Source organism: Streptomyces griseoruber, from assembly GCF_001514205.1.
Lineage (GTDB): Bacteria > Actinomycetota > Actinomycetes > Streptomycetales > Streptomycetaceae > Streptomyces > Streptomyces griseoruber.
The window spans coordinates 43,235-67,381 of the sequence record NZ_KQ948767.1 but is presented as its reverse complement, the minus strand read 5'-3'; the positions used below and the strand labels follow the sequence as shown (position 1 = coordinate 67,381).

At 73.7% G+C, this 24,147-nt stretch carries 21 protein-coding genes and 2 pseudogenes; 12 read left to right on the top strand and 11 right to left on the bottom strand.

The genetic code is table 11. The features are described from left to right. Nucleotides 1-7 precede the first annotated feature (7 nt). Complete coding sequence (locus AQJ64_RS15535) at nt 8-1,264, bottom strand: amidohydrolase family protein (RefSeq protein WP_206189645.1); 1,257 nt, start codon at nt 1,262-1,264, stop codon at nt 8-10. A 253-nt stretch (nt 1,265-1,517) separates the two neighbouring features. Between AQJ64_RS15535 and AQJ64_RS50080 the strand changes: the two genes are divergently transcribed. The 9 genes and pseudogenes from AQJ64_RS50080 (at nt 1,518) to AQJ64_RS15500 (ending at nt 10,023) form a co-directional block, all read left to right on the top strand. Further along, on the top strand, nt 1,518-1,694 hold the full coding sequence (locus AQJ64_RS50080) for a hypothetical protein (RefSeq protein ID WP_206189644.1): 177 nt from the start codon (nt 1,518-1,520) through the stop codon (nt 1,692-1,694). Between the two features lie 118 nt (nt 1,695-1,812). Next, a pseudogene (locus tag AQJ64_RS50770) lies at nt 1,813-2,010 on the top strand (aldehyde dehydrogenase family protein); the annotation flags it as partial. A gap of 157 nt (nt 2,011-2,167) precedes the next feature. Further along, nucleotides 2,168-2,371: a GMC oxidoreductase gene (locus AQJ64_RS51720; RefSeq protein WP_055632713.1), complete on the top strand. Its 204-nt coding sequence runs from the start codon at nt 2,168-2,170 to the stop codon at nt 2,369-2,371. After that, the gene (locus tag AQJ64_RS51715) at nt 2,368-2,598 is read left to right on the top strand and encodes a GMC oxidoreductase (protein ID WP_055632712.1); all 231 of its coding nucleotides are present in this window, start codon (nt 2,368-2,370) and stop codon (nt 2,596-2,598) included. The genes AQJ64_RS51720 and AQJ64_RS51715 overlap by 4 nt, the downstream gene beginning before the upstream one ends. A 106-nt stretch (nt 2,599-2,704) precedes the next feature. Then, nucleotides 2,705-4,048 (top strand): cytochrome P450, encoded by a 1,344-nt coding sequence (locus AQJ64_RS15520; protein WP_099053906.1) that lies wholly within the window; start codon nt 2,705-2,707, stop codon nt 4,046-4,048. After that, nucleotides 4,045-4,581 (top strand): LLM class flavin-dependent oxidoreductase, encoded by a 537-nt coding sequence (locus AQJ64_RS15515; protein WP_079061684.1) that lies wholly within the window; start codon nt 4,045-4,047, stop codon nt 4,579-4,581. The genes AQJ64_RS15520 and AQJ64_RS15515 overlap by 4 nt, the downstream gene beginning before the upstream one ends. 129 nt (nt 4,582-4,710) lie before the next feature. Next, nucleotides 4,711-5,136: a CATRA system-associated protein gene (locus AQJ64_RS15510; protein WP_055632711.1), complete on the top strand. Its 426-nt coding sequence runs from the start codon at nt 4,711-4,713 to the stop codon at nt 5,134-5,136. Further along, entirely contained in the window at nt 5,117-6,658 is a 1,542-nt protein-coding gene (locus AQJ64_RS48000; protein WP_055632710.1) for a CATRA conflict system CASPASE/TPR repeat-associated protein, read from the top strand. The genes AQJ64_RS15510 and AQJ64_RS48000 overlap by 20 nt, the downstream gene beginning before the upstream one ends. A gap of 119 nt (nt 6,659-6,777) precedes the next feature. Continuing rightward, on the top strand, nt 6,778-10,023 hold the full coding sequence (locus AQJ64_RS15500; RefSeq protein ID WP_055632709.1) for a CHAT domain-containing protein: 3,246 nt from the start codon (nt 6,778-6,780) through the stop codon (nt 10,021-10,023). A 27-nt stretch (nt 10,024-10,050) separates the two neighbouring features. Here the strand turns inward: AQJ64_RS15500 and AQJ64_RS15495 are convergent, their stop codons facing one another. Together AQJ64_RS15495 and AQJ64_RS15490 are read right to left on the bottom strand one after the other, a co-directional pair. Next, complete coding sequence (locus tag AQJ64_RS15495) at nt 10,051-10,644, bottom strand: GNAT family N-acetyltransferase (RefSeq protein WP_055632708.1); 594 nt, start codon at nt 10,642-10,644, stop codon at nt 10,051-10,053. Nucleotides 10,645-10,747: 103 nt separating this feature from the next. Then, nucleotides 10,748-11,185 carry a glutaredoxin domain-containing protein gene (locus AQJ64_RS15490; RefSeq protein ID WP_055632707.1) on the bottom strand — a complete coding sequence of 146 codons (438 nt, stop codon included), beginning with the start codon at nt 11,183-11,185 and terminating at the stop codon, nt 10,748-10,750. A gap of 170 nt (nt 11,186-11,355) precedes the next feature. Here AQJ64_RS15490 and AQJ64_RS15485 point away from each other — a divergent pair, with 170 nt between their 5' ends. Next, a complete protein-coding gene (locus AQJ64_RS15485) occupies nt 11,356-13,998 on the top strand; it encodes a LuxR C-terminal-related transcriptional regulator (RefSeq protein ID WP_240512529.1) in 2,643 nt (880 codons plus the stop codon). Nucleotides 13,999-14,096: 98 nt separating this feature from the next. Next, nucleotides 14,097-14,666, top strand: a complete 570-nt coding sequence (locus AQJ64_RS15480) for an RICIN domain-containing protein (RefSeq protein WP_055632705.1) — start codon at nt 14,097-14,099, stop codon at nt 14,664-14,666. 54 nt (nt 14,667-14,720) lie between these two features. Here the strand turns inward: AQJ64_RS15480 and AQJ64_RS15475 are convergent, their stop codons facing one another. From AQJ64_RS15475 to AQJ64_RS15465, 3 genes and pseudogenes are all read right to left on the bottom strand, one after another. Then, a complete protein-coding gene (locus AQJ64_RS15475) occupies nt 14,721-15,866 on the bottom strand; it encodes a hypothetical protein (RefSeq protein WP_055632704.1) in 1,146 nt (381 codons plus the stop codon). A 23-nt stretch (nt 15,867-15,889) separates the two neighbouring features. Continuing rightward, nucleotides 15,890-16,356: pseudogene (locus tag AQJ64_RS15470) on the bottom strand (IclR family transcriptional regulator). Nucleotides 16,357-16,499: 143 nt separating this feature from the next. Then, nucleotides 16,500-20,180 carry a family 78 glycoside hydrolase catalytic domain gene (locus AQJ64_RS15465; protein WP_240512528.1) on the bottom strand — a complete coding sequence of 1,227 codons (3,681 nt, stop codon included), beginning with the start codon at nt 20,178-20,180 and terminating at the stop codon, nt 16,500-16,502. Nucleotides 20,181-20,416: 236 nt separating this feature from the next. Here AQJ64_RS15465 and AQJ64_RS15460 point away from each other — a divergent pair, with 236 nt between their 5' ends. After that, entirely contained in the window at nt 20,417-21,019 is a 603-nt protein-coding gene (locus tag AQJ64_RS15460) for a TetR/AcrR family transcriptional regulator (RefSeq protein ID WP_055632703.1), read from the top strand. A 129-nt stretch (nt 21,020-21,148) separates the two neighbouring features. Here AQJ64_RS15460 and AQJ64_RS15455 read toward each other — a convergent pair whose 3' ends face one another. The 5 genes from AQJ64_RS15455 to AQJ64_RS15435 form a co-directional block, all read right to left on the bottom strand. Continuing rightward, the gene (locus AQJ64_RS15455) at nt 21,149-21,820 is read right to left on the bottom strand and encodes a formylglycine-generating enzyme family protein (RefSeq protein WP_055632723.1); all 672 of its coding nucleotides are present in this window, start codon (nt 21,818-21,820) and stop codon (nt 21,149-21,151) included. Between the two features lie 99 nt (nt 21,821-21,919). Then, a complete protein-coding gene (locus AQJ64_RS15450; RefSeq protein ID WP_055632702.1) occupies nt 21,920-22,234 on the bottom strand; it encodes a PadR family transcriptional regulator in 315 nt (104 codons plus the stop codon). 271 nt (nt 22,235-22,505) lie between these two features. Then, nucleotides 22,506-23,339, bottom strand: coding sequence for an acetate and sugar kinases/Hsc70/actin family protein (locus tag AQJ64_RS15445; protein WP_055632701.1), 834 nt, complete (start codon nt 23,337-23,339; stop codon nt 22,506-22,508). Continuing rightward, on the bottom strand, nt 23,336-23,704 hold the full coding sequence (locus AQJ64_RS15440) for a TraR/DksA family transcriptional regulator (RefSeq protein WP_055632700.1): 369 nt from the start codon (nt 23,702-23,704) through the stop codon (nt 23,336-23,338). The genes AQJ64_RS15445 and AQJ64_RS15440 overlap by 4 nt, the downstream gene beginning before the upstream one ends. 68 nt (nt 23,705-23,772) lie before the next feature. Beyond that, entirely contained in the window at nt 23,773-24,102 is a 330-nt protein-coding gene (locus AQJ64_RS15435) for a TraR/DksA family transcriptional regulator (protein WP_055638524.1), read from the bottom strand. Nucleotides 24,103-24,147: the final 45 nt, after the last annotated feature.

The following is a 24,147-nucleotide window of genomic DNA, read 5'->3' as shown; positions in this document are numbered from 1 at the left end:
GCGCGGGTCAGGCGTCCTGGGGGACGGTGGCGAGCTTCCTGCTCCTGTCGAAGTGCACGACGTCGGCGAGGGTGCCGCCCAGGATGGCCGCGCGGTCCTCGTCGGACACCGTCTCGTCGAAGTTGTACGCGATGCAGTCCGCGCTGCTGCGGAAGGTGCCCTCCGCATGCGGGTAGTCGTTGCCCCACATGATCGTCGAGATGCCGGTGATGCCGCGGGCCTTGACCGCCGTCGGGTCGTCCGCGAACTGGACGTGGATCTGGCGCTGGATGTACTCGCTGGGCTTGAGCGGGTAGGGCCACTTCTCGTTGATGGTGAACAGCCGGCCCATGGCGGGCTGGTCCTTCGGCGAACGGCTGTCGTCCCAGAAACCCAGCCACCAGTCGGCGTCCTGGCCGATGCCGGTCCGGAAGGACTTGTCCATGAAGCCCATGTAGGAGACGAGCCAGCCGGCGCTGAACTCGATCAGGTTGAAGTGCAGGTTCGGGTACCGCTCGCAGACGCCGCCGCCGACGAGGTCGGCGATGATGCGCTGCGGGCTCGCGAACCCGGCGGCGGCGTTCTGCAGCCGGCCCGAGACCATGTCGTCGGTCAGCTGGCCCTTGCCCATGGTGACGGCCATCATCATCTGGCGGACGGTCAGCGCCGTCTCCGAGGTGTTCTCCCTGGTCTTCACCCCGCCGGTGGCGACATGGATGAACACCGGCATCCCGTGCGACTGGGCGGCGGCCCACAGCGGGTCGTAGATCCGTGCGGCGTACGGCACCGGAGGGGTCTCGGGGATCAGGATCGCACCCAGGCCCATACGCGCGCACCGCTCGACCTCGGCGACGGCCTCGGGGATGTCCGTGACGGGGACCGCCGCCGTCGGGCGCAGCCGGTCCTTGTGCCGGAGGAACCGCTCGGCGATGTAGTCGTTCCACACCCGCGCGTGGGCCATCGACAGCTCGTGATCGTCGGTGAACAGCACGAACAGCGACAGGTTGGGGAACATCACCGAGGCGTCGACGCCGTCGAGGTTCATGTCCCGCAGGATGTGGTCGGGCTCGCCGTCCGGGGTCGCGCCGCCGAACTGCCGGTACTTGGAGATCGTCCAGCCGTCGTACCCGATGGTGTGCAGCTTCTTGAACTCGGTGTGGCCGCCCTCGACGATCGGCTCGTCGAGGGTGAACTCCTCTTCCCACAGGGCCCGCTCGCGCAGCTGCTTCGGCAGGCGCGTCTTGAAGAGATCGACCGGCTCGATGATGTGCGAGTCGCCGGACACCACAAATTCCTTGAACACAGGCGGTACCTCTTTCGAACCTCGTCGTTCGCGGCAGAACCCACCCCCCGAATGGTGCCGAAGTTAGCTGTACCGATCGGTCTAGTCAATGATTCAGCATTCGGAATCACTGATGGACCACGGGGAGAAAGCCTGACAGATCGCTGACGTGCGGCCGACAACGCGACAACCTTTCCTCCGGTACGCAATTAAGTACCCTCAAATTGACGTGATGGCAGAGATCAGGAGACGGCACATGACGACGGCGCACTCGTTCTCTTCGCAGCTCTACATCGACGGGCGCCGGACCGACGGCCGGTCGGACGCCTCGCTGTCCGTCCGCAATCCGGCGACGGAGGAGACCATCGCGGAGGTCCCCGACTCCTCACCGCCGAGGCGATGGAGAGCAGACCGCCCGAGATCGTGGCCGTGAACATGGCCGAGGCCGGCTCGGTGCGCGCGCCGGCCGAGACCCTCCAGAGGCGGGTCCCGGTGACACATCTGCGCGACATGGCCGAGCGGGTGTCCCGGCCTTCGCCCGGGAGCGCCCGATGGATCCGACGATCGCGGCGGGCATCGGGATCTCCCCAGGGGTGCTTCGCCGCGAGGGGTTCGGCGTGTGCGCCCTCATCCCGGCCTACCACTTCCCTTTCTTCCTCAGCGTGATGAAGGTGATCCCGGCGCTCGCCGCGGGCTGCACCGCCGTGCTGAAGCCGGCGCCCGCCACTCCCCTGGAGTCCCTGCTCATCGTCGACTTCGCCGACGCCGCCGGGCTCCCGCCGGCCGTGCTGAACATCGTCAAAGGTCGTCCTGGAACTCGGCAGCAAGTCGGCCACCCTCGTCCGCGCCGACGCCGACCTCGACGGCGCCGTCGTCTCCGTCCAGACACCGCGGCTGAGCGGCCGGATGCGTCTGCGGTCCGCCGATCCCGCGACGCCTCCGCGCCTCGACTACGGCTATCTGTCGACCGCGGGCGACCGGCGGCGCCTGCGCGAAGCGGTCCGCGTCACCGCCGAGCTGGTCGCCCCAGCCGGCTTCGGGAAGGTCTCCGCCGGGCTCACGGAACGGGGTGCCGCAACGCTGGACGACGACCGGCGGCTCGACCGGTGATCCTCGGGCGTCCGGGCACGTCCCACCACACGTGCGGCACGGTGCCGATGGGGCCGGCCGGTGATCAACGGGCGGTCGTCGACCCCTACGGGCGGGTGCAGGGCGTCGCCGGTCTGCGGGTCGCGGACACCTCGATCCTGCCGACACCCCCGCTGCGGGGGCCGGCGGCCGGGGCCGTCCTGGTCGGCGAAGTCGTCGCCGACGGGATGCGGCGCGGGCTGACGTGACGACGGCTCGCCGGGCGATACGGTCCTGCGGTCTCCGGTGGGCGATCGAGTGACGCCGGGCACAGTGAAGCCGGGGTCCGTGCCCCGGCGTGTTAGCGTCCGGCCCGTGAATTCCCCGGCTCTGGACACCCGCTCAGTCGGCGGCGCGAACTCCGGGGCCGGCCCGGGGTCCCGCCGCGGGCTGCTCGATCTGCTCGACCTGTTCGGCGACGGCTTTGTCCGGGACCCGTACCCCTGGCTGGACGTACTGCGCTCCGAGTCCCCCGTGCACCACGATCCGGCCACCGGATTGTGGCTGGTCAGCCGCTACGACGACATCCGTCGGGTGCTGCTCGACCCGGCCGGGTTCCACCCGGACAACGCCCTGCACGCGGTCACCCCGCTGACGGTCGGGGCGCTGCGCGCACTCGCCCGGGCCGGCTTCGCGCTCCCGCCCGCGCTCGCCAACAACGGCGGTCCGAGCCATGCGGGACTACGGCGCCTGGTGACCCGGTTCTTCCACGCGGAACGCGTCGCGGCGGCCGTACCGGCCATCGAGCGCATCGCCGACGAACTGCTGGACACCGCGCGGTCCGAGCTCGACGCCACCGGCGGCTGCGACCTGTTCGGCTCCTTCGCGCAGGTTCTGCCCTGCCGGGTGCTCATGGAGCTCCTCGGCATCCAGGGGGTCGACCCGGCGACGCTGATCCGCTGGAGCGACGCGTCTCTGGAACTGTTCTGGGGCCGCCCCACGCCCGAGCGGCAGCGCGAACTGGCCGAGCTCGTCGGCGCGTTCCACCGGTGGCTGACCGCCACGGTGAGCGACGGCGGCCACCCACCCGACTCGCTCGTCGGGGCCCTGGCCCGCCACCGCCTGCCCGACGGCGAGCCACTGGACGCCCGTACCGCCGTGGCCGCGTGCTTCTTCGTGTTCATCGCGGGCCAGTCCACGACCGGCCAGCTCATCGCCACGGTGCTGCGGCGAGGACTCACCGAGCCGGGCCTCTGGCGGCTCCTGCCCCACCAGAGGGGTCTGGCCGAGGCGTGGACGGAGGAGGTGCTGCGCCGCGAACCGCCCGTCACCACCTGGCGCCGGGTCACCGCCCGACCGGTCGAGCTGGGCGGAGTGAGCCTCCCCGCGGGAGCGCGGCTCCTGCTGATGCTGCTGGGCAGCGGATCCGACCCGGAGGTCTTCGCCGACCCGGCGCGGATGTGCCCGCACCGGCCGAACATCCGTCACCATCTCGCGTTCGGGGCCGGCCGCCATCGCTGCCCAGGGGCGTCCCTGGCCCGTACGGAGGCCGCGATCGCCCTGCGAGCGGCAGCCGGCCGACTGCCCGAAGTGGGACGGCACGAAGGGCGAGGAGCGCAAGAAGGGCACGGAGCGTCAGGAGGGCGAGGAGGCGACGAGCCGCCGATGCTCGGCCTGCTGTCCTTCCGGGCGCCCCTGCGCGTCACCGTCCGGGGATGAACCGGCAGGACGCCCCGCGGGACGACGCTCACCGTTCCCGCGCTCTGCCCTCCCGAGTGTTCTTCCACCCGGAGCGAGCGGCCGAGGTCCGGGGCCCGGCGCTGGCCGAGGGCTCGGCCCGGCGGGACCCCGCCTGCGGCGCGCTCGACGTGGTGGTCTCCCCGCCGCTGGCCATCGGTGAGGACGTCGAGGACCTGATCGGCCTCGTCCGGCCCCAACTCGCCCTGTATCTGGGCGGGATGGGGGCACCCGGCAAGAACTTCCACAACGACCTCGCCCGCCGCTACGGCTTCGGGGGCGCGGCGGCCACCGTCCAGGAGCTGTACCTGTCCGGCCGCAAGGACGAGGCCGCGGCCGCCGTGCTCGCCGACCTGCTGCGGGCGACCTCACTGATCGGCCCCGCCTCGTACGTCGCCGAACGGCTCGCGGCGTTCCGGGCAGCCGGAGTCACCAGCCTCCAGGTCCGCCCGATGGCCCACCACACGGCACAGCGCCTGGCCGACGTCGAGAAGCTCGGAACGACGGTCTGCTGAGCCGGAGCGGCATGCGCAGGACGCGGCTTCCGGTGTTTGGGGGGATTTTCGGCTGTTCGCCGGGTGGGTAGGACGTCGTGGGCGAATCATGGTGAGCCGTGAAGGGGCGGCGCGAGGACAGGGGGCCGAGTGGATCGCGATGTCATCAGCGCGCTGCGGCAGTTGGAAGCGGAGGCCGAGGACGTCCTGCGGGCCGAATGCGACGAGGGCCGGTGGCGGCGGATCGCCGACGTCCTGGACCGTGCCCGGTCGGGCGTCCGTTCCGGACGCGTACCCGATGCCGCCCAGGTCCGGCAGTGGGCGGGCGAGCTGGAGGATCTGTGCGCGGACCTGCGCGCCCGACGGCTCTCCGAGCCTCCCGTGGCGGCCCCCGCCTCCGTCGAGGAGAACGCGCATGGCCTGGTCCATGACATCGCCACCACCCTGACGACCCTCACCGGTGATCCGGTGCCGGGCGCGGCGGCGCCCGCTCCCGCCGCCTCCTCCTCGTCCCCGGACGCCACGCGCCGCACGCCCCGGCAGGGAGGGGGAACGGATGCGGGCCGGTCCGCGTGAGCGCGACATGGTGGTGCACGTCTTCTACTCCTCCGCCCGGTGCACACCGGACAGCCCTGCGCATGACCACCTCAGGGCGGTCTGGGCCGCCTGCCGCGACCGGTTCGGCATGGACGCTCCCGCCCTCGCCGGCGTGCCGGCGGATCCGCCCGCCGACCTGCCGGCCGCGATCGCCGCAACCGGCTCCGCCTTCCGGGTGCTGGCCGCGGCCGAGGACAGCGCTCGCTCGGGCGACTACCAGGCCGTGCTCTACGCCGTGCACGAGATGGTCGGCGTGACCGTGGTGCTCACCTGCGGCGGCGACCGCGCCTGGGCGGACGCCGACTCCGCGTGGCAGGCCGCCGTCCCCCTGGTGCCGCAGGACGCGGCGGTCTCCGGGGTCCTGCGGGCCGTCCGTGTGTACCGGGGCGTGTGCCCGCACGCCCCTCTGGTTCCCGCCGACGCCGACGACGCCGTCGGCGTCCTGCGTGAGCAGCTGCCGGCGGGTGCCGTCGCCGCGGTGCCCGGGCCCGTCCACCGGCCCCTCGGCGAGCCCGGTCCGGCCCTGCGGGAGATCGGGGCCGGCGGTCATGGCGCCGAACGGCGCCTGCTCGCCCTGGCCCCGGACGGCGGACGGGAACCGCTCGACGCATGGACCTGGTCCGACGGAACCGGTCGCCCGGTCCCCCTCACCCGCTACCTCCTGCACGCAGCCGCCGTACGTCATCAGGAGGCCGTGTACGCCGCCGCCCTGGCTCCGCTGACCACCGCCCGCACCCGTGTGGAGCAGGCCGTGGAGCGGGTGACGGCCCTGCATCCCGAGGTGCTGGGCGGCACCCTGCCCGTCGGCGCTCTGGTCCGCGCCTCCACGGAACTGGCCTGGATCCAGGGCGGCTCCGCCGGGCTGATCGACGCCCTCGGCAGGATCCGCATCATGCGCCGGGGAGTGGAGGCGTCGGTGGCGGCGATGGCCCGTGCCGAGGGCGAGGGCGCGGGAGCGGGGGCGGGAGCGTTGTGCGAAGGCGACCGCCTCGCGGCGGACCTGCTGCTGGCCGCCCTCGACGACACCGCCGCCCACCTGGACGTGGTGCGGCAGCGGGCCGACGAGATCGCCCGGGTCACCGACGGCCTGGTCACCCAGCGCCTCACCAGTCGGCGCCAGCAACTCCTGCAAGTCCAGGGGGCGGTGATCGGTGGTGTGCTGATGGCGCTCACCGCCATCCAGGCGTTCGGGTTCCAGGTCCCGCTGCCGACGCCGCTCCAGCCCCCTGTCATCGTGCTGCTCTTCGGGCTGGCCGTGGCCCTTCCGGGGACGGTTCTGCGCTGGTCCGGCGCCGACGATCCGTTCGCCCGGTCCGCGGGCGTCGACCGGGCCGGGCTCGCCGCCGCCGCGGCCGGTGCCGGATGGCTCGCGGTGGCTGCCGGCTGTCAACTCGCCGGTCACGCGTCGAAGCCCCTGCCCGCGCTCGGAGCAGCGGTCGCGGCCGTCGCTCTCACCCACCTCGCGGACCGCCTCCGCACCCGCTCGCGCCGCCGCGCATGACGAGAGGACGTGCCCTCATCAGCAGTCCGGAAGACCCTCCCCCTCCCGCCTCCGTCGGGCGGTTGCGCCGGATGGCCGCCCGCCTCGGGATCCGGCGAGACCCGCGGCCTCCGGTACCTGTGCCCTCGGCCGCCCCCGAAGGGCGGCAGCCGTCCCGGCAGGCCCTCCCACTGCGCCGCCGTATCGATCTCCACACCGCTCCGCGCACGGACGCGACCTCCGGTGCCGACATCGCCGGCACCGACGACCCCGGGGGCCTGCTGGACCCGCGCGCGACCGCGGAGGCACGGCAGGCCGCCGCCGTCGCCGTGAGCCCGCAGCCCCGTCCGCCCGGCTGGCGCGTGCACGAACCGGACGTGCATCTGCTCGGCACCTTCCACTGGTTCCGGTGCGAGCTCCTCGACGGCACGGACGCGGACGACGAACTCGCGCGTGCGTGTGCCTACTTCACCTTGCTCTTCCAGGACCATCCGGGAAGCGTCCCGCCACCGGTTCTGGCCTCGCTGCGGGCCGCGGTCGCCGGAGTACCGGAGTCCGACCTGCGGGGCGGGCCCGCCTTCTGGAGGCGGTGTGCCGCAGCCCCGGTCCGCGCGGCCGAGAACGGCACGGGCACCCGCGGCGCGCTCGCCAGCGCCCTCGTCCTGATCCGGCTGGCGGTGGCGGCCACCGCCCCGGGGGACCCCGAGCACGGACGCGGCCTCGGCCTGCTGGTCCGCGCCCTGCGGACCGACTCCGGGTGGGCCACCGATCCGGAGACCGCCGCCGAGACACTCGACGCCGCCCGCCGCGCCGTCGCCGCGTTTCCCGAAGGGGATGCCGAGGGCCTCCTGCACCGGGCCGTCCTCTCCACGGTCCTGACCCACCTGTGGGAGGCCACCGGCGACCCGGACCACCTGACCGAGGCCCTGCGCACGTCCGCCACGGCAACGGCGAGCTTCGGCGGCCCCGGGAAACCCGTCGACGACCGGGACGTCGAGGAAGGGGGCCGCGCCGCAGGCACCGAAGCGGCACCGCCGCCCGCCGTCCACCGCATTGCGCTGCTCACCGCCACCGCCCTTGCCCTGCACGCCCGTTACTCCGCGGAGGACTCCCTCGCCGACCTGCGGGCCGCCCTCGCCCACGAGACGCAGGCCGTACGGCTGGCCGAGGCGGAGGAGCCGGCCCTGCTTCCCGGACTGCTGCCGGTACGGGCCGTCTCCCTGGTCGACCTCTACGGCCGCACCCGCGACGACGCCCACATCCGGCAGGCCATCGGCGCCCACCGGCGGGCCCTGGCCCTGCTGGACCCGTCCGCCCCCGAGCACGCCGAGACGTCCTTTCTCCTCGCCGCCGCTCACACGCTCCGCTACCGGCACCGCCATGACCCCGAGGACCTGGAAGCCGCCCGCCGGCTCATCGGCGCGCTGCGGCGGACCGGCCGCCGCTCCAGTGCCCTCGGCGTGCGGCTGACCGAGCTGGACTCCCTGCTGCTGCGCCAGCAGGGCGAGTTCGAGCGGGACGAGGTGGTGCTGCGCCGCAGCGAGCGCGCCCAGGCCCGAGCCCTGCGGAGGCTGGTGGCGTCCGGCGGGCCCGAGCGGGACCTGATCCGCCCCCTGACCGCCCACGCGGGCGTGCTCGGCGAACTGCACGACCTGACAGGCGAGCGCTCGGACCTCGAACAGGCAGCCACCCTGTACGAACAGGCCGCCGGGATCACCGCGGCGCCCCCGTTCGACCGGGTGCTCGCCGCACTGGGCGCGGCACGGGCCGAGGCCACCCTGAACCGTCCGGACCGCGCACTGACCCAGTTCCGCGCGGCCCTGGCGCTCCTGCCGGCCGCCGCCTGGCACGGGCTGCCGCGAACCGACCGCGAGCACATCCTCTCGGCCCTCGCCGGAATCGGCGGCGATGCCGCGGCGGCGGCGCTGGACACCGGCGCCCCCGAACTCGCCCTCGAACTGCTCGAACAGGGGCGGGGTGTGCTGCTGCGCCAGACCCTCGACCGACGGGCCGAGCGCCGGTGGCTGCGCTCGCACCGCCCACAGCTCCTGACCCGCCTGGACCGGGCACGCCAGGCCCTGGACCACGCCGCGGACGAGACCGCCGGCACCGGCGGGCCGTCGCCCTTCGAGCCCGATCCGCAGCGCGCCGCCGAGCGGGAATGGGACGCCCTGGTCAGGACCGTCCGGCAGGAGACCGGCCTGCCGTTCCTGACCGGGCCGCACACCCCGGAACTGCTGCGGGCGGGCGCCGAGGGGCCGGTCGTCGTCGTCAACTGCGCCCGCACCCGCAGCGACGCCCTGATCGTGCTCCCCAGCGGGATCACCGTGGTCCCGCTGCCCGGTCTGTGCCCGGAGTACGCCGGCAAACTCGCCCGCAGGCTCGATCGCGCCGCCGCTCTCGCCGAGGACGATCCCGCAGCGGCGCATCCGCTCGTCGGCGACGTCCTGGCCGAACTCGGCGCCCGGGTCGCCGCGCCGGTCCTCAGCGCCCTCGACTCGCTACCCGGCCTCGAGGAGGCCGGCGCGACCGCGGCCCCCTCGGACCCGAACGGCGCCGCCCCCTCCGACCGGCTGCCCCGGCTGTGGTGGTGCCCCACGGGCCAGGCCGCGTTCCTCCCGCTGCATGCCGCCCGGCTCCCCGACGGTACGTGGCTGCCGGACCGCTGGATCTCCTCCTACACGGTCACCCTGCGCACGCTGTCGGAGTCCCGTGCCTCCGGGGCCGCGGTCACCGCCTGCGAACCCCCGGGGTCCGCCGCGGAGAAGCGACGCGCCGCTCCCCCGCTGATCGTCTGCGTGCCCCGTCCGGGTGAGCAGGACCGGCTGCTGCGGCACGCCGACGAGGAGGCCCGACGGGTCCTCACCCACCTGCCCGGGGCCGACCTCCTGCCGGGTGACCGGGCGACCCCTCAGGGCGTGCTCACAGCCCTGCGCGACTCCCGGTGGCTGCACTTCATCGGCCACGCGGAACAGCTGCCGTCCTCCGAAGGAGGCGCCCTGCTCCGCTGCCGGGACGCCGGCGACGGACGGGAAGGCGCCGTCACCGCCACCGAGATCGCCGGCCTCGGCCCGGCCGAGGCCGACCTCGCCTACCTCTCCGCCTGCGAGACGGCCACCGGGGACATCGATCTGCCCGACGAGGCGGCCCATCTGGCCGGAGCACTCCAGATGGCCGGATTCCGGCACGTCATCGCCGCACAGTGGGCCGTGAGCGACCGCCGGGCCCCCGACCTCGCCGACGCCTTCTACCGACGGGTCACCGATGCCGACGGCCCACACGCCGACCGATCCGCGCGCGCCCTCCACCACGTGGTGACCGCACTCCGCCGCACCCGCCCGGACGCCGCGGCCCTGTGGGCCCCCTACGTGCATGTGGGCCCCTGACGCCCGCGCCCGTGACGCTTCACACGGTCACCTGAGCCGCAAGCCCCCGTGCCGGTGAAGCGGCAGGAGGTCGACATCGCTCGGCGAGACCGTGGGCCGCACGCCGAACCACTGCTCGGCGCCGTACTCCTCGAACCGCTCGACCTCGATGAACCCCAGCTTCGCCGCGAGGCGCATCGCGCGGTCGTTGGCGGTCTGGGTGCAGAGCACCACCGGCTCGCCGGGGAGGGCGTCGGCGCACCAGTCGAGCGCCCCTGCGCACGCCTCGGCGGCGTACCCGCGTCCCCACACCTCCGGCAGGAACAGGTAACCGAGCTCGGCCTCCCCGCCCTCCGGACGGACGTGCCCGGGGCGTTCCGCATCGCGCCGATCGAGCGTGACCATCCCGACCATCGCTCCCTCGAGATCGATCACGAAGCAGCCAGGGCGCCGCCCGGGCACCTCAGGCACCGCGCGCTCGAGTTCATCACGTGGTCGGGGGCCGCCGATGTAGGTGCCCACCTCCGGCGAGGCGAACAGCTCGATGAACGCCGCACGGTCCCGGGCCCCGGACGCACGGAGCACGAGCCGTTCGGTCCTCACCGGGGCAGGTGGCCAGGCGACGGCTCCGAGTCCGGTCATGGCGGGCAACCTACCGCACGCCCGATCGCTCGCCCGCCTGCCCGGCCCTGCCTGCCGGACGGGTCCGCTCCCGAGGACCGAGCCGGTGACGAGCCGCCGCTGATCACCCGGAAGGGGGGAGCTGTGCGCGTACCCACGCGGGATCGGGGTTGGTGTGGGGCCGGCCGGCGACGACGACGGTCGGCACGGTCTCGTTCCCCTCGTTGGCCGCCCTCACCTCCGCCGCTCCGGCCGGGTCGCGCCAGATGTCGACCCAGTGCAACCGGCGGGCGCTGCGCCCCAGTCGGAGGCGCAGTCGCAGGCAGTACGTGCAGCCCGGCCGCCAGTAGACGACGGGCCGGTGGTCGACCGCGCTGCGGTCTCGCGCCTCCGCCGCGCCGATCGATCTCGGGAAGACCAGGGGCGAGTTCAGGCCGGCGAGGAGCGCGAACACCAGCAGGAAGACCGTGGCTGCGCCGGGGTTTCCCCCGAAGAGCAGTCCGGTCGCACCGGCTGAGCCGCAGACCACCAGCAGAATCGGCAGGATCCGAGCGCGCGTCATGACGACGCAGGCTATCGGTGGGTCGGCCGGGACTGCGTGGGCAGGTCGCCCGGAGCGCCGGTTGGGCGTGCGGGCGGTGGCTTCCTACGCTGGCCGGACGGGGTGTTCGCGCGTGTCATGTCGTTCCGGGGGGAGCCGTGGTGCGGTATCGGGTCGGACGGTGGCCGTTGGTGGGACGCGAGGGGGAACTGGAGGAGTTCACCGCGGCGTCGCAGGACCGCACGTGCCGGGGCTTCCTCGTGTACGGGGCGGCGGGGGTCGGCAAGTCGCGGCTGGCCGAGGAGTGTCTGGAGCGGGCCGCGGCCGACGGGTCCCGGGTGGGCCGGGCCACCGCGACCGCCGCGGCCGGTGCCGTGCCGCTGGGGGCGATCGCGCATCTGCTGCCCGCCGGGGTGGACCTGGGCGACCCGGTCGCGGGGTTCGCCGCGGTCGCCGCACAGCTCGCCACGGGCCGGGGGGAGCCTCAGCGGGTGCTGCTCGTCGACGACCTGCATCTGCTGGACCCGGCCTCGGCGGTGCTGCTGCGGCAGCTGATGGACGCCGGCGCGGTACGGCTGATCGGCACGGTCCGCACCGGCGAGCCGTACGGCGAGGCCGTCGCGGCCCTCACCGGCGGGGACGCGGTGCGCCGCGTCGACCTGGCCGTGCTGGACCCCGGGCGGACCGGAGAGCTGCTCGCGGCCGCGCTCGGCAGGCCCGTCGCCCGGCACACGGTGCACGAGCTGTCGGCCGCCAGCGGCGGCAATGTGCTGTATCTGCGCGAGCTGGTCCTCGGCGCGCTGGCCGCCGGGGACCTCACCGAGGACGGGGAGATCTGGCAGCTGCGCGAGGGCCGGCTGCCCGGCACCGCGCGGCTGGCCGAGGTGGTCGGCGCGCGGCTGGCGGGCGCCGACCCCGCCGGACGGCCCGTCCTGGAGCTGCTGGCGCTGTGCGAGCCGCTGCCGCTCGCCGACGCCGAGAGCGTCGCCGCGCCGCACGCGGTGGCGGCCCTGGAGCGGGCCGGGCTGATCCGCGTCGCTCAGGAGCGCAGACGCACCACCGTGTCCCTGGCCCACCCGCTGTACGGCGAGGTCCTGCGCGCGGGACTGCCGGTGCTGCGCCGTCGCGCCCTGCTGCTGGAGCAGGTGGCCCGCACCGAGGCCCGGGGCGCCCGCCGCCGTGGTGACCCGCTGCGGATCGCCACCTGGCGGCTGGCCGCCACCGGCACCGCCGACCCCGCCCTGCTCACCCAGGCCGCGGTGCTCGCCCGGCACGCCCACGACTACGCCCGGGCCGTGGCGCTCCTTCAGGCCGTGCCCGAGGACCGCCACACCACCGCCACCCGCTCGCTGCTCGGCGACGCGTTCTTCGAGATGGGCCGCTGGGCGGAGGCCGAGACCGTGCTCGCCCGCGCGGACCGGCTCGCCGACGGCGAGCGCGAGACGCTGGCGGTCGCCCTGGTCCGTACGACGAACCTGCTGTGGAGCAACGCCCCCGTCGCCGAGGCGCTCGCGGCCAACGACGCCGCCCTGGCGAGGATCACGCGTCCCGTGGACCGCCGCAAACTCAAGATCAACGAGGGCTTCATCCGGATCGCCGCCGGTCTGCCCGCGCAGGGGCTGGCCCTGCTGGAGGACCTGGAGACGGACGTGGGCGACGCCTCCGACGTGGACGCCTGGCTGCGCGGCGCCTGGATGAAGCCCGCCGGGCTGGCCCTGGTGGGCCGCACCCATGAGGCCGTGGTCTGGGCGGAGCGCGCCCATGCCGGGCACCGCCGGGTCGACGAGCGGGCCCTGGCCTCCCATCCCGCCTTCCAGCGCATCCCGCTCGTCCTCGCGCTCACCGAGGCGGGCCGCCCGGCCGAGGCGCGCCGGGCGGGCGAATCGGCGTACGCCGAACTCGTCGCCGCCGACTCGGTGGTGCGGGTGTGGCTGGCGGTCCTGCTCGGCCGTACGGAGTGGCTGGCGGGCCGGCCGGCGACCGCGCGCCGCTGGTGGGCCGAGGCGGCGGCGCTGGCCCGCACCTTCGACCACGCCATGGCCCTGCGTCTGGTCCTGGCCGGTCTCGCCGCCTGCGCGGCCGTACAGGGCGAGCCCGAGGCGGCCGAGACGGCGCTGGCGGAGCACCGGGAGCTGGCCACGCCCGAGCCGGGCCTGCTGTCGGCCGGCGAGGAGCGCCTCGGGGAGGCATGGCTGCTGGCGGCCGCGGGACGGCTGGGCGAGGCCCGTTCGGTGCTCCTCGCCGCCGCCCGCACCGCCCGGGCCACCGGGCATGTCACCGGGGAGGCACTGCTGCTGACGGATGTGGCCCGGCTCGGCGGGGCCCGCCAGGTCGCGGACCGGCTCACCGGGCTGGCACGCGTCTGCGACGGGGAGCTCGTCCCCGCCCGTGCACAACTGGCTCACGCACTTGCCGCGGACCGTCCCGAGCGGCTGCTGCGGGCCGCCGACGCGTGCGAGGCCGTCGGCGCGGACCTGCTCGCCGCCGAGGCGGCCACCGCCGCCGCTGCCGCCTGGCACCGGGCCCGTGAACCCCGCCGGGCCGCGGCGGCCGCGCGCCGGGCCGCCACGGCGGTGGCGCGCTGCGAAGGCGCGCGCACCCCCCTGCTGACGACCGCCGGCGCCGCCGCGCCGCTGACCGCCCGCGAGCGCGAGGTCGCCCTGCTCGCGGCCGTCGGCAACGCCAGCGTCGACATCGCCCGCGCCCTCACCCTGTCGGTGCGCACGGTCGACAACCACCTCCACCGCGCCTACGCCAAGCTCGGCGTCACGACCCGCCGCGAACTGGCCCGGACGCTGGGGGCGGAACCGCTCACCGCCCGTCCGCAGGGCTGAGTAGCGGTTACTCAAGCCGTGCGCCGACGCGACCGGCACGCTCGTTCGTGACCACGACGACCACGACTTCGGGAGACACGGGGATGGAAGAGTCAAGGATGGAAGAGACGGGGACGAAGGGGCCGGGACGGGGGGACCGCGGGCGCGGACTCCTGCGGGGTGCCGCCCTGACGTCGGCGCTGGCCGCCACCGCGCTGCTGGCTCCGGCCGGCCTCGCCCAGGCCGCGCCCGCCGCCGCGCCGACGATCGTGTCCCAGCGCGTCGTCACCATCACCCAGGCGGACACGAACCGGTTCCTGGACGCGCACGAGATCGAGAGCCTCGACTTCCGGGTCGTCACCCGGCCGTTCCAGAACAACAGCACCCAGCACTGGATACTGACCGACCTGAGCAACGGCCTCTCGACGATCCAGCAGCAGAGCAACGGCCGCTATCTCGACGCCTACCAGGGGTCCGGCGACGACTTCCGGGTCGTCACCCGCACCGCCGAGAACGACGCGACCCAGGCCTGGATCATCCTGCCGTCCACCAACGGCACCTACACGATCCAGGAGGCCAGCAACAGCCGGTTCCTCGACGCCTACGAGCTGCCTTCCCAGGACTACCAGGTCGTCACCCGGCAGTGGAAGAACGCGGACGAGGAGCGGTGGCGGATCGTCGACGTCTGACACCTGACGTGGGCCCGGGGGCGGGCGTGATGAGCCCGCCCCCGTGGTGCGCGTCTACCGCTTCAGCGCCACCGGGATGCGGTCCAGCACCGGGTACGGGACCAGCCCGTAGTGGTAGAAGTCCACCGCGTCGGCCCGGCCGGGGCCGGTGGCCGCCGCGGTCCGTTCTCTCAGGTGCTCCGCGGTGACGGTGTCGGGCGCGCCCGGGCGCAGCACCGCGCGCAGGGTGCACGGCTGCGGCAGTACGGCCCGGTAGGCGGCGGCGTCGGCGGCGACCCGCTCGGCGTCCCGGGCGTGGGCGAGGAGCGCGTAGCCGGGGACCACCGCGCCGACGGCCGCCGGGTCGACTCCGATGCGCCAGGCCTCGTCGGCGGCGAGCGGTCCCGTCGGCAGACCGTCCGCGTAGCCCTTCACCGCGCCGGTCAGATCGAGGAACACGAGGTGCGAGCCCTCGTCGGCCACCGCGGCGGCGACCTCTGCGGCCAACGAGGTGGCGGATCCGGCCCGGGTACGGACGTAGGCGGCGACGGCGTCCGGCAGCTCCCCGGCACCTGCACCGGCACCGGGGGGCGCGCCGTCCAGCACCCGGCCGACCAGTTGCCCGGCCCGGGCGCGGGCCGCGCCGGCGTCCGCGCCGGCGTCCGCGGCGCGCCGCACGCAGTGCTCGCAGAAGCACAGCCCCAGCAGGAACTCCTCCAGCGGGCCCAGCTGCACGAAGCTGCGCTCGTGGTGGTAGCCGTGGCCGAAGGTGCCGTAGTGCAGGGACTCGGCGACCACCGCGTCCACCCCCGGCCGGGCCACCGAGCGGGCCAGGGCCACGGCGTACGCCCGTACGTCGGGGTGGGCGAGACCCAGGGTGGTGTTGTGCAGGAAGACCGTCCAGCCGTGCAGCGCGGCGCCGCGCTCGGCCGTCAGCCGCCGGGCCTCGCGCAGCGGCTCGTGCTCGGCGCCCGTCTGCACGGGCGGGGTCAGCCGCAGCCCGTCGAACAGGTCGGCGGGCGGGACGAAGTGGACGCCGTCACGGCGCAGGGTGACCCGGGCCGGACCGTGCGGGGTGACGTCGCGGGCGCGGTGGTAGGCGGCGGCGACGGTGAGGGTGTCGCAGCCGTAGGTGCCGAGGACCCGGTCGAGGACGGCGGCGGTGCCTTCCGCACGCAGGTCCTCCACAAAGGCGTACGTCGACGCCGTGGACGTTTCCATGCTCGCGCTCCTGGATGTCGGTGTCAGTGGCCGTTGGCGTCCCGCACCCGGGGCGAGCCGAGGACGTGGGAGATCTCCAGGCCGGTCCGTACGACCATCGGGCCGACCTCGCGGACCCGCGCCGGAGTCATCCGGGTGGTGAGGCCGGAGACGCTGACGGCGCCGACCGCCGCGTCGGTGTGGTCGAAGACGGGCGCGGCGACGCACCGCGCCTCCGGCTCGTTCTCGCGGTCGTCGATGGCGTAGCCTGCCGCCGGACCCGGTCCAGTTCGGCGCGCAGCCGCTGCGGGTCGGTGGTGGTGTGCTGGGTGACCGGCGGCATCCCGGCGGCGACCACGGCCTGGACCTCCTCCTCGCCCAGCCAGGCGAGGATGGCCTTGCCGACGGCGGTGCGGTAGGCGGGGACCCGGCTGCCGACCCGGGAGGCCATCCGGACGTTGGTCTCGTTCTCCACCTTGTCGATGTAGACGACGTCCGGCGTGTCGTACACCACGAGGTGGCAGGTCTCCCCGACCGCGTGCTGGAGCAGCCGGCGGCGCGCCCCGGGGTATCGCGGACCAGCGCCGGAACAGCCCGCCGCCCCGTGCCGGCGGTGGGTCGTCGGCACGGGGCGGCGGGCTGTGGTCGGGCGGGTCAGCCGGCGTTGAAGCGGTACGAGCCCGCGTGAGCCCGGTAGACCTTGTAGGCGGCACCGCCCGAGGTGTCGTCGCGGAGGTGGGTGACCCCCCGGGGTGCGGTGACGGGCTGGTTCCGGGTGGGGACCCAGATCTCGGCCTCGGTGTTGCCGGGGACGGTGACCGTGAGGTCGATCCTGCCGTCCGCGCGGCGCCGCCACCGCGACGACACCTCGCCGCGCACGGTGTCGATCGAGGCGCTGACCTGGTCGAGGGTCGCGGGTGAGAGGTCGAGGTCCGACGTGTCCTTCGGGACGCGGCTGTTGACCGCGACCGTGGGGATGTACGGGCGGATCCGCAGCGTCGCGTAGGCCGTCGAGGTCGGCATGATGCCGGCCAGGCTCTGGTAGAACCAGGTGGCCACGTTGGAGCGGTAGTGGTGGTCGACCGAGAGCCGGTCGGTCCACTGCTCCCACAGTGAGGTCGCGCCCTTGGCGATCTGGTACACGTACCCGGGCGTGCCGGTCTGGGTGACCGCCTGCAACGCGAGGTCCGTGTAGCCGTACCGGCTGAGGATGTTGAACTCGTAGCGCGAGCCGTACATGTCGTTCTGGAGGTGCCGGTCGGCGGCCGTGATGCGGTCCGCGAGCAGCTTCGCGAGGGCCTTCTCGTTCTCGGCGAGCGGCTTGGTGCCGGGCAGGTGGCGGGGGTCGTCGGGGGCCAGATCCGAGCCGGGCACCAGGTCGAAGGCGAGGGCCAGGGTGTTCTCGCTGGAGATGCTGCCCTGGGTGAAGTGGCCCTGGGAGGCGTCCCAGTAGTTGGCGATGAACGCCTTGCGCAGGGTGCGTGCCAACCGGGCGTAGTGGGCGGCCCGTCCGGTGCGGCCCAGGAGGCGGCCCACCTCGTCCATGTAGTCGCAGAAGTGGATGTAGAAGGCGAGGCTGATGACGGCGTTGCTGCCGGGGGCCTCGGCGCCGGAGTAGGCGCCGAGCGAGGCCTCGAACTTGTAGTCGTTCGCGGCGGTGAACAGCGTCTCGTAGGACCTGAGCAGCGTGTCCTGGTGGTCGTACAGCTCCTCGAACAGGCTGCTGTTGCCGTAGTAGGCGTACAGCTCCCTCGGGATGACGAAGTAGGCCGAGTCCCAGGCCGGTACGGCCTTCCACGCGGCGTTCCAGCCGGGGGTGTGGTCGTAGCCGTAGCCGCCCTTGGCGATGGGGACGAACATGGGCAGCTGGCCGGTGGAGATCTGGGTGTCGGGGAAGTGGCGCAGGTAGGTGGTGAGCAGCGCGTTGACGTCCCAGGTGAGGGACTCCGACTCGGAGCTGGCCATGGCGTCCCCGGTCCAGCCGTTCTTCTCGCGGGAGGGGGTGTCGGTGGGCTTCTGGACGAGGTTGTTCTGCTCGGCCCACTCCAGGTTGCGCTGAAGGCGGTTGAGCAGGGCGTTGTCGGTGGTGAAGGTGCCGGTGCGGGCGAAGCCGGAGCGGGCGACGCCGACGGTCAGGACGGACGCGTCCCGCTCCAGGTCGGGGGCCCGTCCGAGGACGGCCTCGAGGTTCATGACCTCCAGGTAGCGGAAGCCGAAGTGGCTGAACTGCTGTTCCCAGGTCTGCGTCGGCCGTCTGCCCAGGGTGTAGTAGTGCGTCTGGAGGTTGGCGTCGTGCTGGAAGTTCTCCTCCTCGACGGAGAGCGGGGAGGCGCTGGTGCCGTCACCGCCGGTGACGCGGTTGCCGCCACGGATGCGCAGGGTGAGCCCCTCCCTGTCGGGGCGTACGCCGGTGAGGGAGAGGTGGACGAGGCCGGTCACGATCTGGCCGTAGTCCAGGACCCAGATGCCGGATCCGGGCGCCGTCTCGGTGAGGGCCACCGGGCGGAGAACCTGGTTGACCAGCACCGGCTCGGCCTCGTGCGCGCGTACGGCGGCGGGCTTGAACCCGTCGGGAATCGTCGTGGCGGGGAGCGCTCCGTGGTACTTCGGGGAGGGGCCGGAGCAACTGCCCGGCGGGATCAGCACGGTGGCCGGACGCCAGTCGCGGCCGGTGCGGTGGTCGGCCGAGCGCCACTCCCCCAGTTCCTCGGCCCGGCGGGCGTCGTACTTCTCACCGGAGTACACCGAGTCGAAGGTCGTCGGTCCGTCCGCGGTGAGCCAGTCCTTGTCGGTGACGAGGGTGGTGGCGGAGCCGTCGGTGTACGTCACGACGAGCTTCGCGCGCAGACGGGGTGCGCCGTTGTAGGGGGCCAGCTGCCAGTACCACTCCTGTGGGGTCGTCACTCCGTACCAGCCCCGGCCGAGTTCGGCGGCGACGACGTTCTCGCGGCCGGCCCGCAGCAGTGCGGTGACGTCGAAGGTGTCGTAGAGGACCGTACGGTCGTAGGTGCTCTGGTCGGTCAGGAGGCGGGGCACGTTGGTGCGGTCACGGGCCGCCGGCCCGCCGTCGACGGTGAGCGGGTCGCCGTTGACGGTGAAGGTCACGTTTCCGGCGGCGCTCAGGTACAGCCGGGCCCCGGCGATGCGGCGGCCCCGGGGCAGGGTGAAGGCGCGACGGAGCACGGGGGCGGGGTTGGCGATGGGGAGGATCGCGTTCTTGGACGGGATGTAGGGGTTCTTGGGCGGGAAGGTCAGGCCGGAGAGGGTGCCGATGCCGGCCTCGAAGGGGTTGGCGCCGCTGGTGAGGTCGGCGGAGAAGTCGGGGGCGCCGGTGCCGGTCACCCTGACGGTGCGGATGGTGGCGTCGGTGCCGCCGGCGAAGCCGAAGCTGCCGTGGCGGCGGATCTGGTCGCCGGTGAGGGTGCGGCTGTCGACCTCGACCCCGTTGACGGTGGTGGTGACGGTCAGCCCCTGGGCCTTGACCTGGACCGTGTGGTCGCGGGTGGCCCAGGTGTCCTTGGTCAGACCGGCCGAGGCGGGGAGCGCGACCGTGGCGACGGGGACGCTGCGGGTGCCCGCGGTGGTGGGGTTGGTCTCGCTCTGGGGGTCGTAGTGGTTCACGCCCCAGTCGGGCTCGGAGGTGCCGTCGTCGACCCAGGTGTTGCCGGCGTAGTGGCTGGTGCTCATGACCAGGTGCAGGTCGTCGCCGGTCTGCCGGATGGCCCAGTTCAGGCCCTCGCCCCAGGTCTTGCCGATGGGTTCGGCGCGCAGCAGCAGGCACAGACCTCTCGTGGGGTCCGCGCCGCCCCGGAAGACGACGGTCGCGGTCAGGTCCTTCCAGTCGTGGTCCTGCGGCTGTCGGCCACCGATCCACCGCGCGCCCGACCAGTCCTTCTCGCCCTTCAGCAGACCGGTCTCCCAGGTGGCGGACTCGCTCCAGGGGCCGCGGACGCCCTTCTCGTCCCAGGTCCGTACCCGCCAGTGGTACGCCCGCTCCGATCGCAGCGCCCCGCCCCCGTACGGGACTTCGGTGCTGCGGGAGCCTGCCACCCGGCCGCTGCGCCAGACGTCCGCCCGGCCGGGGCCGGTGCCGACCTGGATCTCGTAGGCGGACTGCCTGGCGACCGGAGGCACCCAGGTGAAGGCCGGTGCGGTCTCGGTGCCCAGCGGTGCGGTACGGAGGTTGACCCGCAGCCGCGCCGGTGCGGCGGAGCGTGCGCCCGACGCCCAGGCGTCCGTCGCGGCGGTGAGCGGGAGGGCGGCTCCCGCTGCCGCCGCCGTCATGATGCCGAGCAGGTGCCGACGGCTCGGCCCGCTTCTGTTGTCCTCGTCCACGGGATCGTTCCTTTCGTGAGCGGAAGGAGAAGCTGAAACGCGCTGAAACGCATTGAAACGTTTCAATCCCTTCCAAGTGGTCAGCTTACGAATGAGCCGGGCGGAGCACAATGGTTCGGTTCGTTCCAGCCGGGCCCGCCGTCGACGAACGGGGGCACCGGGTGGGCGGTGGAGGCATCGGAATCCACCCGTCGGGTAGATTTCCAAGCCACCGAGTCGAGGAGGGTGAGCGCACCGTGGGCCAGGGCAGAACGCGGGGACCGTACGCCAGGACACCGGCCCGCAGGGCGGAGATCGTACGGGCGGCGCGCGACAGCTTCGCCGAGCACGGTTACGCCAAGGCCTCGCTGCGCGACATCGCGGAACGCGCCGGCATCACCCACGCGGGGCTCCTGCACCACTTCCGCAACAAGGACGAACTCCTCGCCGAAGTACTGGCCGACCGGGACTCCGAGGAGTGGCGGCAGGGCCTGGAGGAGGTCGGGGATCCCGAACAGCTCGGGCCCTATCTCGGCAAGCTCATCCGCCACCACCAGCGGGCCCCCGAGCTGATACGCCTGTGGATCGAGCTCGCGGCCGCGGCCTCACGGCCGGACCATCCGGCGCACACCTACTTCGTGGAGCGCTACGAGCGCAGCCGCGCCCAGTTCACCGACGGCTTTCCCGACGAGGAGTCCCGCGGCAGACTCCGTGAGGGTGTCAGTCCGCAGAGCGCGGCGCTCCTGTTCCACGCCGTGCTCAGCGGACTCCAACTGCAGTGGATCCTCGACCAGGACCTGGACATCGTGGAGCCGCTCGGCGATTTCACGCGGCTGCTGTTCGAGGGGCGGGAGGCCTGAGCGCCGGGTGAGCGGGGGGCCGGTACCGACGGTGCCGCGTGCCGGACCCCGCGTCTGCGGCGTGATCCAAACGACAGCCCCAGGTCAACTCCCGTCCCGGGAGGGCCGGCGGCGCGCGGGAACCGGTCGTCACACGAGGGAGCGTGCGATGCGGAACCCCACGTCGTCGACCTGGAAGCTCGGGTGGCTGCGGCGCCGCGCAGAGGCCCGGCAACTCCAGTGCTCATCGAACCAGCCACCGCCGCGGAGTACCCGGTAGGTGCCGTAGACCTCGGCATCGTAGACGTCCCAGCACCAGTCCCAGACGTTGCCGAGCATGTCGTGAAGACCCCAGGGGTTGGGGCGTTTGCCGCCCACGGCGTGGATGCGCTCGTGCGCATTGCCGCGGTACCAGGCGATCTCGTCGAGCGGCGCGTAGTGCGGCCCGGTCGTACCGGCACGGCAGGCGTGCTCCCACTCGGCTTCGGTCGGCAGTCGGTACCCGTCGGCGGACTCGTCCCACTCGACACCTTCGCCGTCGGCACGGAAGTGGTACGCGGGCGTGAACCCGTCGCACCGGGACAGGGTGTTGCAGAACCGCGCCGCGTCCCACCAGGAGACGCACTCGACGGGCAGCCTGTCCCCCTGGGCGGCACTCGGCCGCCGGCCGGTGATCTGTGCGTACAACGCCTGGGTGACCGGGAATGCCGCGAGCCGGTAGGGCGCGAGCTCGACCGACCAACTGCGCCGCGTCCGCCGGTCCGACAGCGTCACCCGCCCCGGCGGGATGGAGATCATCTCGTTGCCCGCAGTCACGTCCATGATCATGACATCCTGGCGAGACCCGTGGGTCTGCCTTCGTTCGCGCGGTGGAATGCGATCCGGGGCGCGAGGGGTGCCGCGTCACGCTCGGGCAGCAGGTCACCGACCGGGGCGAGCGGCCCACCCGGGCAGGGGCTGTCTGCGGGACCGGTAGGCGCGGGCGACGGCCTCCCGGGCCTGCTCGGCACCGTCTTCGGTGATCCGGTAGAAGCGGCGGCGCGGACGGCCGGCCCCCTCGTGAACGGCGGGGTCCTCCCAGGCGCCGTCCACCCAGCCGACTTGTTCCAGGCGGGCGAGGATCGGATAGACCGTGCCCGACGGCAGCCCCGCCAGCTCGCACAGCTCGAGGCCGTAGCGCTCTGTGGCGGGGTCCTCCAGGAATGCCCGCAGCACCAGTTGGGTCTGCAGGGTCATGCGCGGACCGTCCCTACCCATACTCGTAGTCTACATAGGTCGTGGAGAGGTCGCCGAGAGATCGCGGAGAGATCGCGGAGAGATCGTCGAGAGGTCGTGGAGAGACTGTCCCATGAGCGGTGGTGCCGGTCGGCGGCGTCGCCGGCGGTGAACGGGACGGCCAGGCCCAGCGGCGGTACGACGAGAAGACGCAGGGCGAGGGTGGTTCTGGGTTCTGGGTTCTGGGTTCTGGGTTCTGGGTTCTGGGTTCGGGGATTGGCTGGTTCGGGGTTCAGCGGGGTCGGAGGGCGGGACCGGGTGGTGGCGTGCCTCGGGTCGACGGGTGGGTGTGTGCGGCTCGGAGGATCTTGGCGGCGCCGCGGAGCGCGGCGGTGTGCGGGGCGGGGACGGTCCGCAGGGGTGCGTGCAGGCCGGCGCCGAGGCGGCCGACGAGGTCGGGGCGCAGGGCACCGCCGCCTGCCAGGAGGGGCCCCCGGCCGAGGGCCTCGGCCGTGCGGGCGGTGCGGTCCTGGCGGAGCATCGAGGTGATCATGGAGGTGACGGCCTCGCCGATGTCCGCCGGAGCGCCGGCACAGGTGAGGTCGGTGGTGCCCAACGCGGCGCGACGGGCGTCGAAGACCGCGCCGTCGACGAGGAGGACCACTTCGGTGAGGTGGGCGCCGATGTCCACGACGAGCAGCGGGCGGGTGAGGTCGGCGTCCGCGGCCAGGGCGACGGCGCGGGCGGTGGACACGGAAAGCACCGCGCGCGGCCACAACACCTGTACGGCCCTACGGGCCCGGTCCCGGTAGGCGGGGCCGTCCAGTACCGGCGTGGTGACCACCACCAGCGGGCGCGGGTGCCGGGGCAGGCGGTGGCCGAGCAGCCGGTCGAGCGTACGGGCCGTTCCGGGGACGTCGATGACGGCGCCGCGCTGGATCGGGTGCGCCGCCCCGGCACCCGGGAAGGTGACCGCGGGTATGTCGAGGATCGTGGGGCGGCCGGCGATCCAGACCCGGGTCCGGTCGCTGCCCAGGTCGAGAGCGAGACCGCAGCACTGCCGGCACGGGGGCCAGGGGCGGTGCCCGGCGCGGGAGCCGGTGCGGAGGCGACGGACGGCGGTCATCCTCCGGCCTCCCGCACCTGCTGGCAGCGTGCGCAGTAGCGGGCCTGCGGCACGATCATCAGGCGTTCACGGCCGACGGGCCGCCGGCACAGATGGCAGGTGCCGTAACGGCCCTCGGCGATGCGCCGCAGCGCCGCCTCGACGTCGTTGAGGACCATGCGCGCGGAGGCGGCGAGTTTGACCTGTATCTCGGTCTGTGCGGCGGAACGGTGCCGGGGCGGGCTCCCGGTACGGGGCGCTGCCGCGATCTGCCGCAGCTGTTCCCGGCGGAACAGGCGCTGTTCGTGCAGGTTCTCCTGCAACGCGGCGAGGTCCTCGGGCGACAGGTGTGCGGCACGGTCGCCGACGGTCTGGTGGTTCACCACTTCACCCCTTGTATGCAGGACGGGAGACGTGTGGACAGGGCGGGGGGGGTCGGGGGCAGAGGGGCGGTTCAGGCGGTGGCGCGGCGCTGGCAGGCGACGCAGTACCGGGTGTACGGGAGGATCTCCAGGCGTTCGGCGGGGACGGGCCTGCTGCATCCTTGGCAGGTGCCGTAGGAGCTGTCGTCGATACGGGCGAACGCCGCGTCGATCTCCTTGAGGACCTGCTGGATCGCCTCCGCCTGGGCGGACATCACGTGGTCCTTCGCGATCCGGCCGGCCTCGTCGAGGGCCCGCAGCTGGGCCATCCGGCTGCTGCGGGCGTGTTCGAGGCGCCGACGGGCGTCGAGTGCGGCGGGCGGTAGCGGGCGGGGATCGGTCTGGGAGGTGTCGAGCGGCACGACGGGTCCTCTCTCCGGGCGCGGCGGGCGCGGCTGTGGCCGACC

Coding starts and splice junctions, on each gene's coding strand:
- AQJ64_RS15455 (WP_055632723.1), bottom strand. CDS start 21,820: ATGGACGTGACTGCGGGCAACGAGATGATCTCCATCCCGCCGGGGCGG.
- AQJ64_RS15515 (WP_079061684.1), top strand. CDS start 4,045: ATGAACCGGCAGGACGCCCCGCGGGACGACGCTCACCGTTCCCGCGCT.
- AQJ64_RS15450 (WP_055632702.1), bottom strand. CDS start 22,234: ATGACCCTGCAGACCCAACTGGTGCTGCGGGCATTCCTGGAGGACCCC.
- AQJ64_RS48000 (WP_055632710.1), top strand. CDS start 5,117: ATGCGGGCCGGTCCGCGTGAGCGCGACATGGTGGTGCACGTCTTCTAC.
- AQJ64_RS15495 (WP_055632708.1), bottom strand. CDS start 10,644: ATGACCGGACTCGGAGCCGTCGCCTGGCCACCTGCCCCGGTGAGGACC.
- AQJ64_RS15445 (WP_055632701.1), bottom strand. CDS start 23,339: ATGACCGCCGTCCGTCGCCTCCGCACCGGCTCCCGCGCCGGGCACCGC.
- AQJ64_RS51720 (WP_055632713.1), top strand. CDS start 2,168: ATGCGTCTGCGGTCCGCCGATCCCGCGACGCCTCCGCGCCTCGACTAC.
- AQJ64_RS15475 (WP_055632704.1), bottom strand. CDS start 15,866: ATGGAAACGTCCACGGCGTCGACGTACGCCTTTGTGGAGGACCTGCGT.
- AQJ64_RS15480 (WP_055632705.1), top strand. CDS start 14,097: ATGGAAGAGACGGGGACGAAGGGGCCGGGACGGGGGGACCGCGGGCGC.
- AQJ64_RS50080 (WP_206189644.1), top strand. CDS start 1,518: ATGACGACGGCGCACTCGTTCTCTTCGCAGCTCTACATCGACGGGCGC.
- AQJ64_RS15490 (WP_055632707.1), bottom strand. CDS start 11,185: ATGACGCGCGCTCGGATCCTGCCGATTCTGCTGGTGGTCTGCGGCTCA.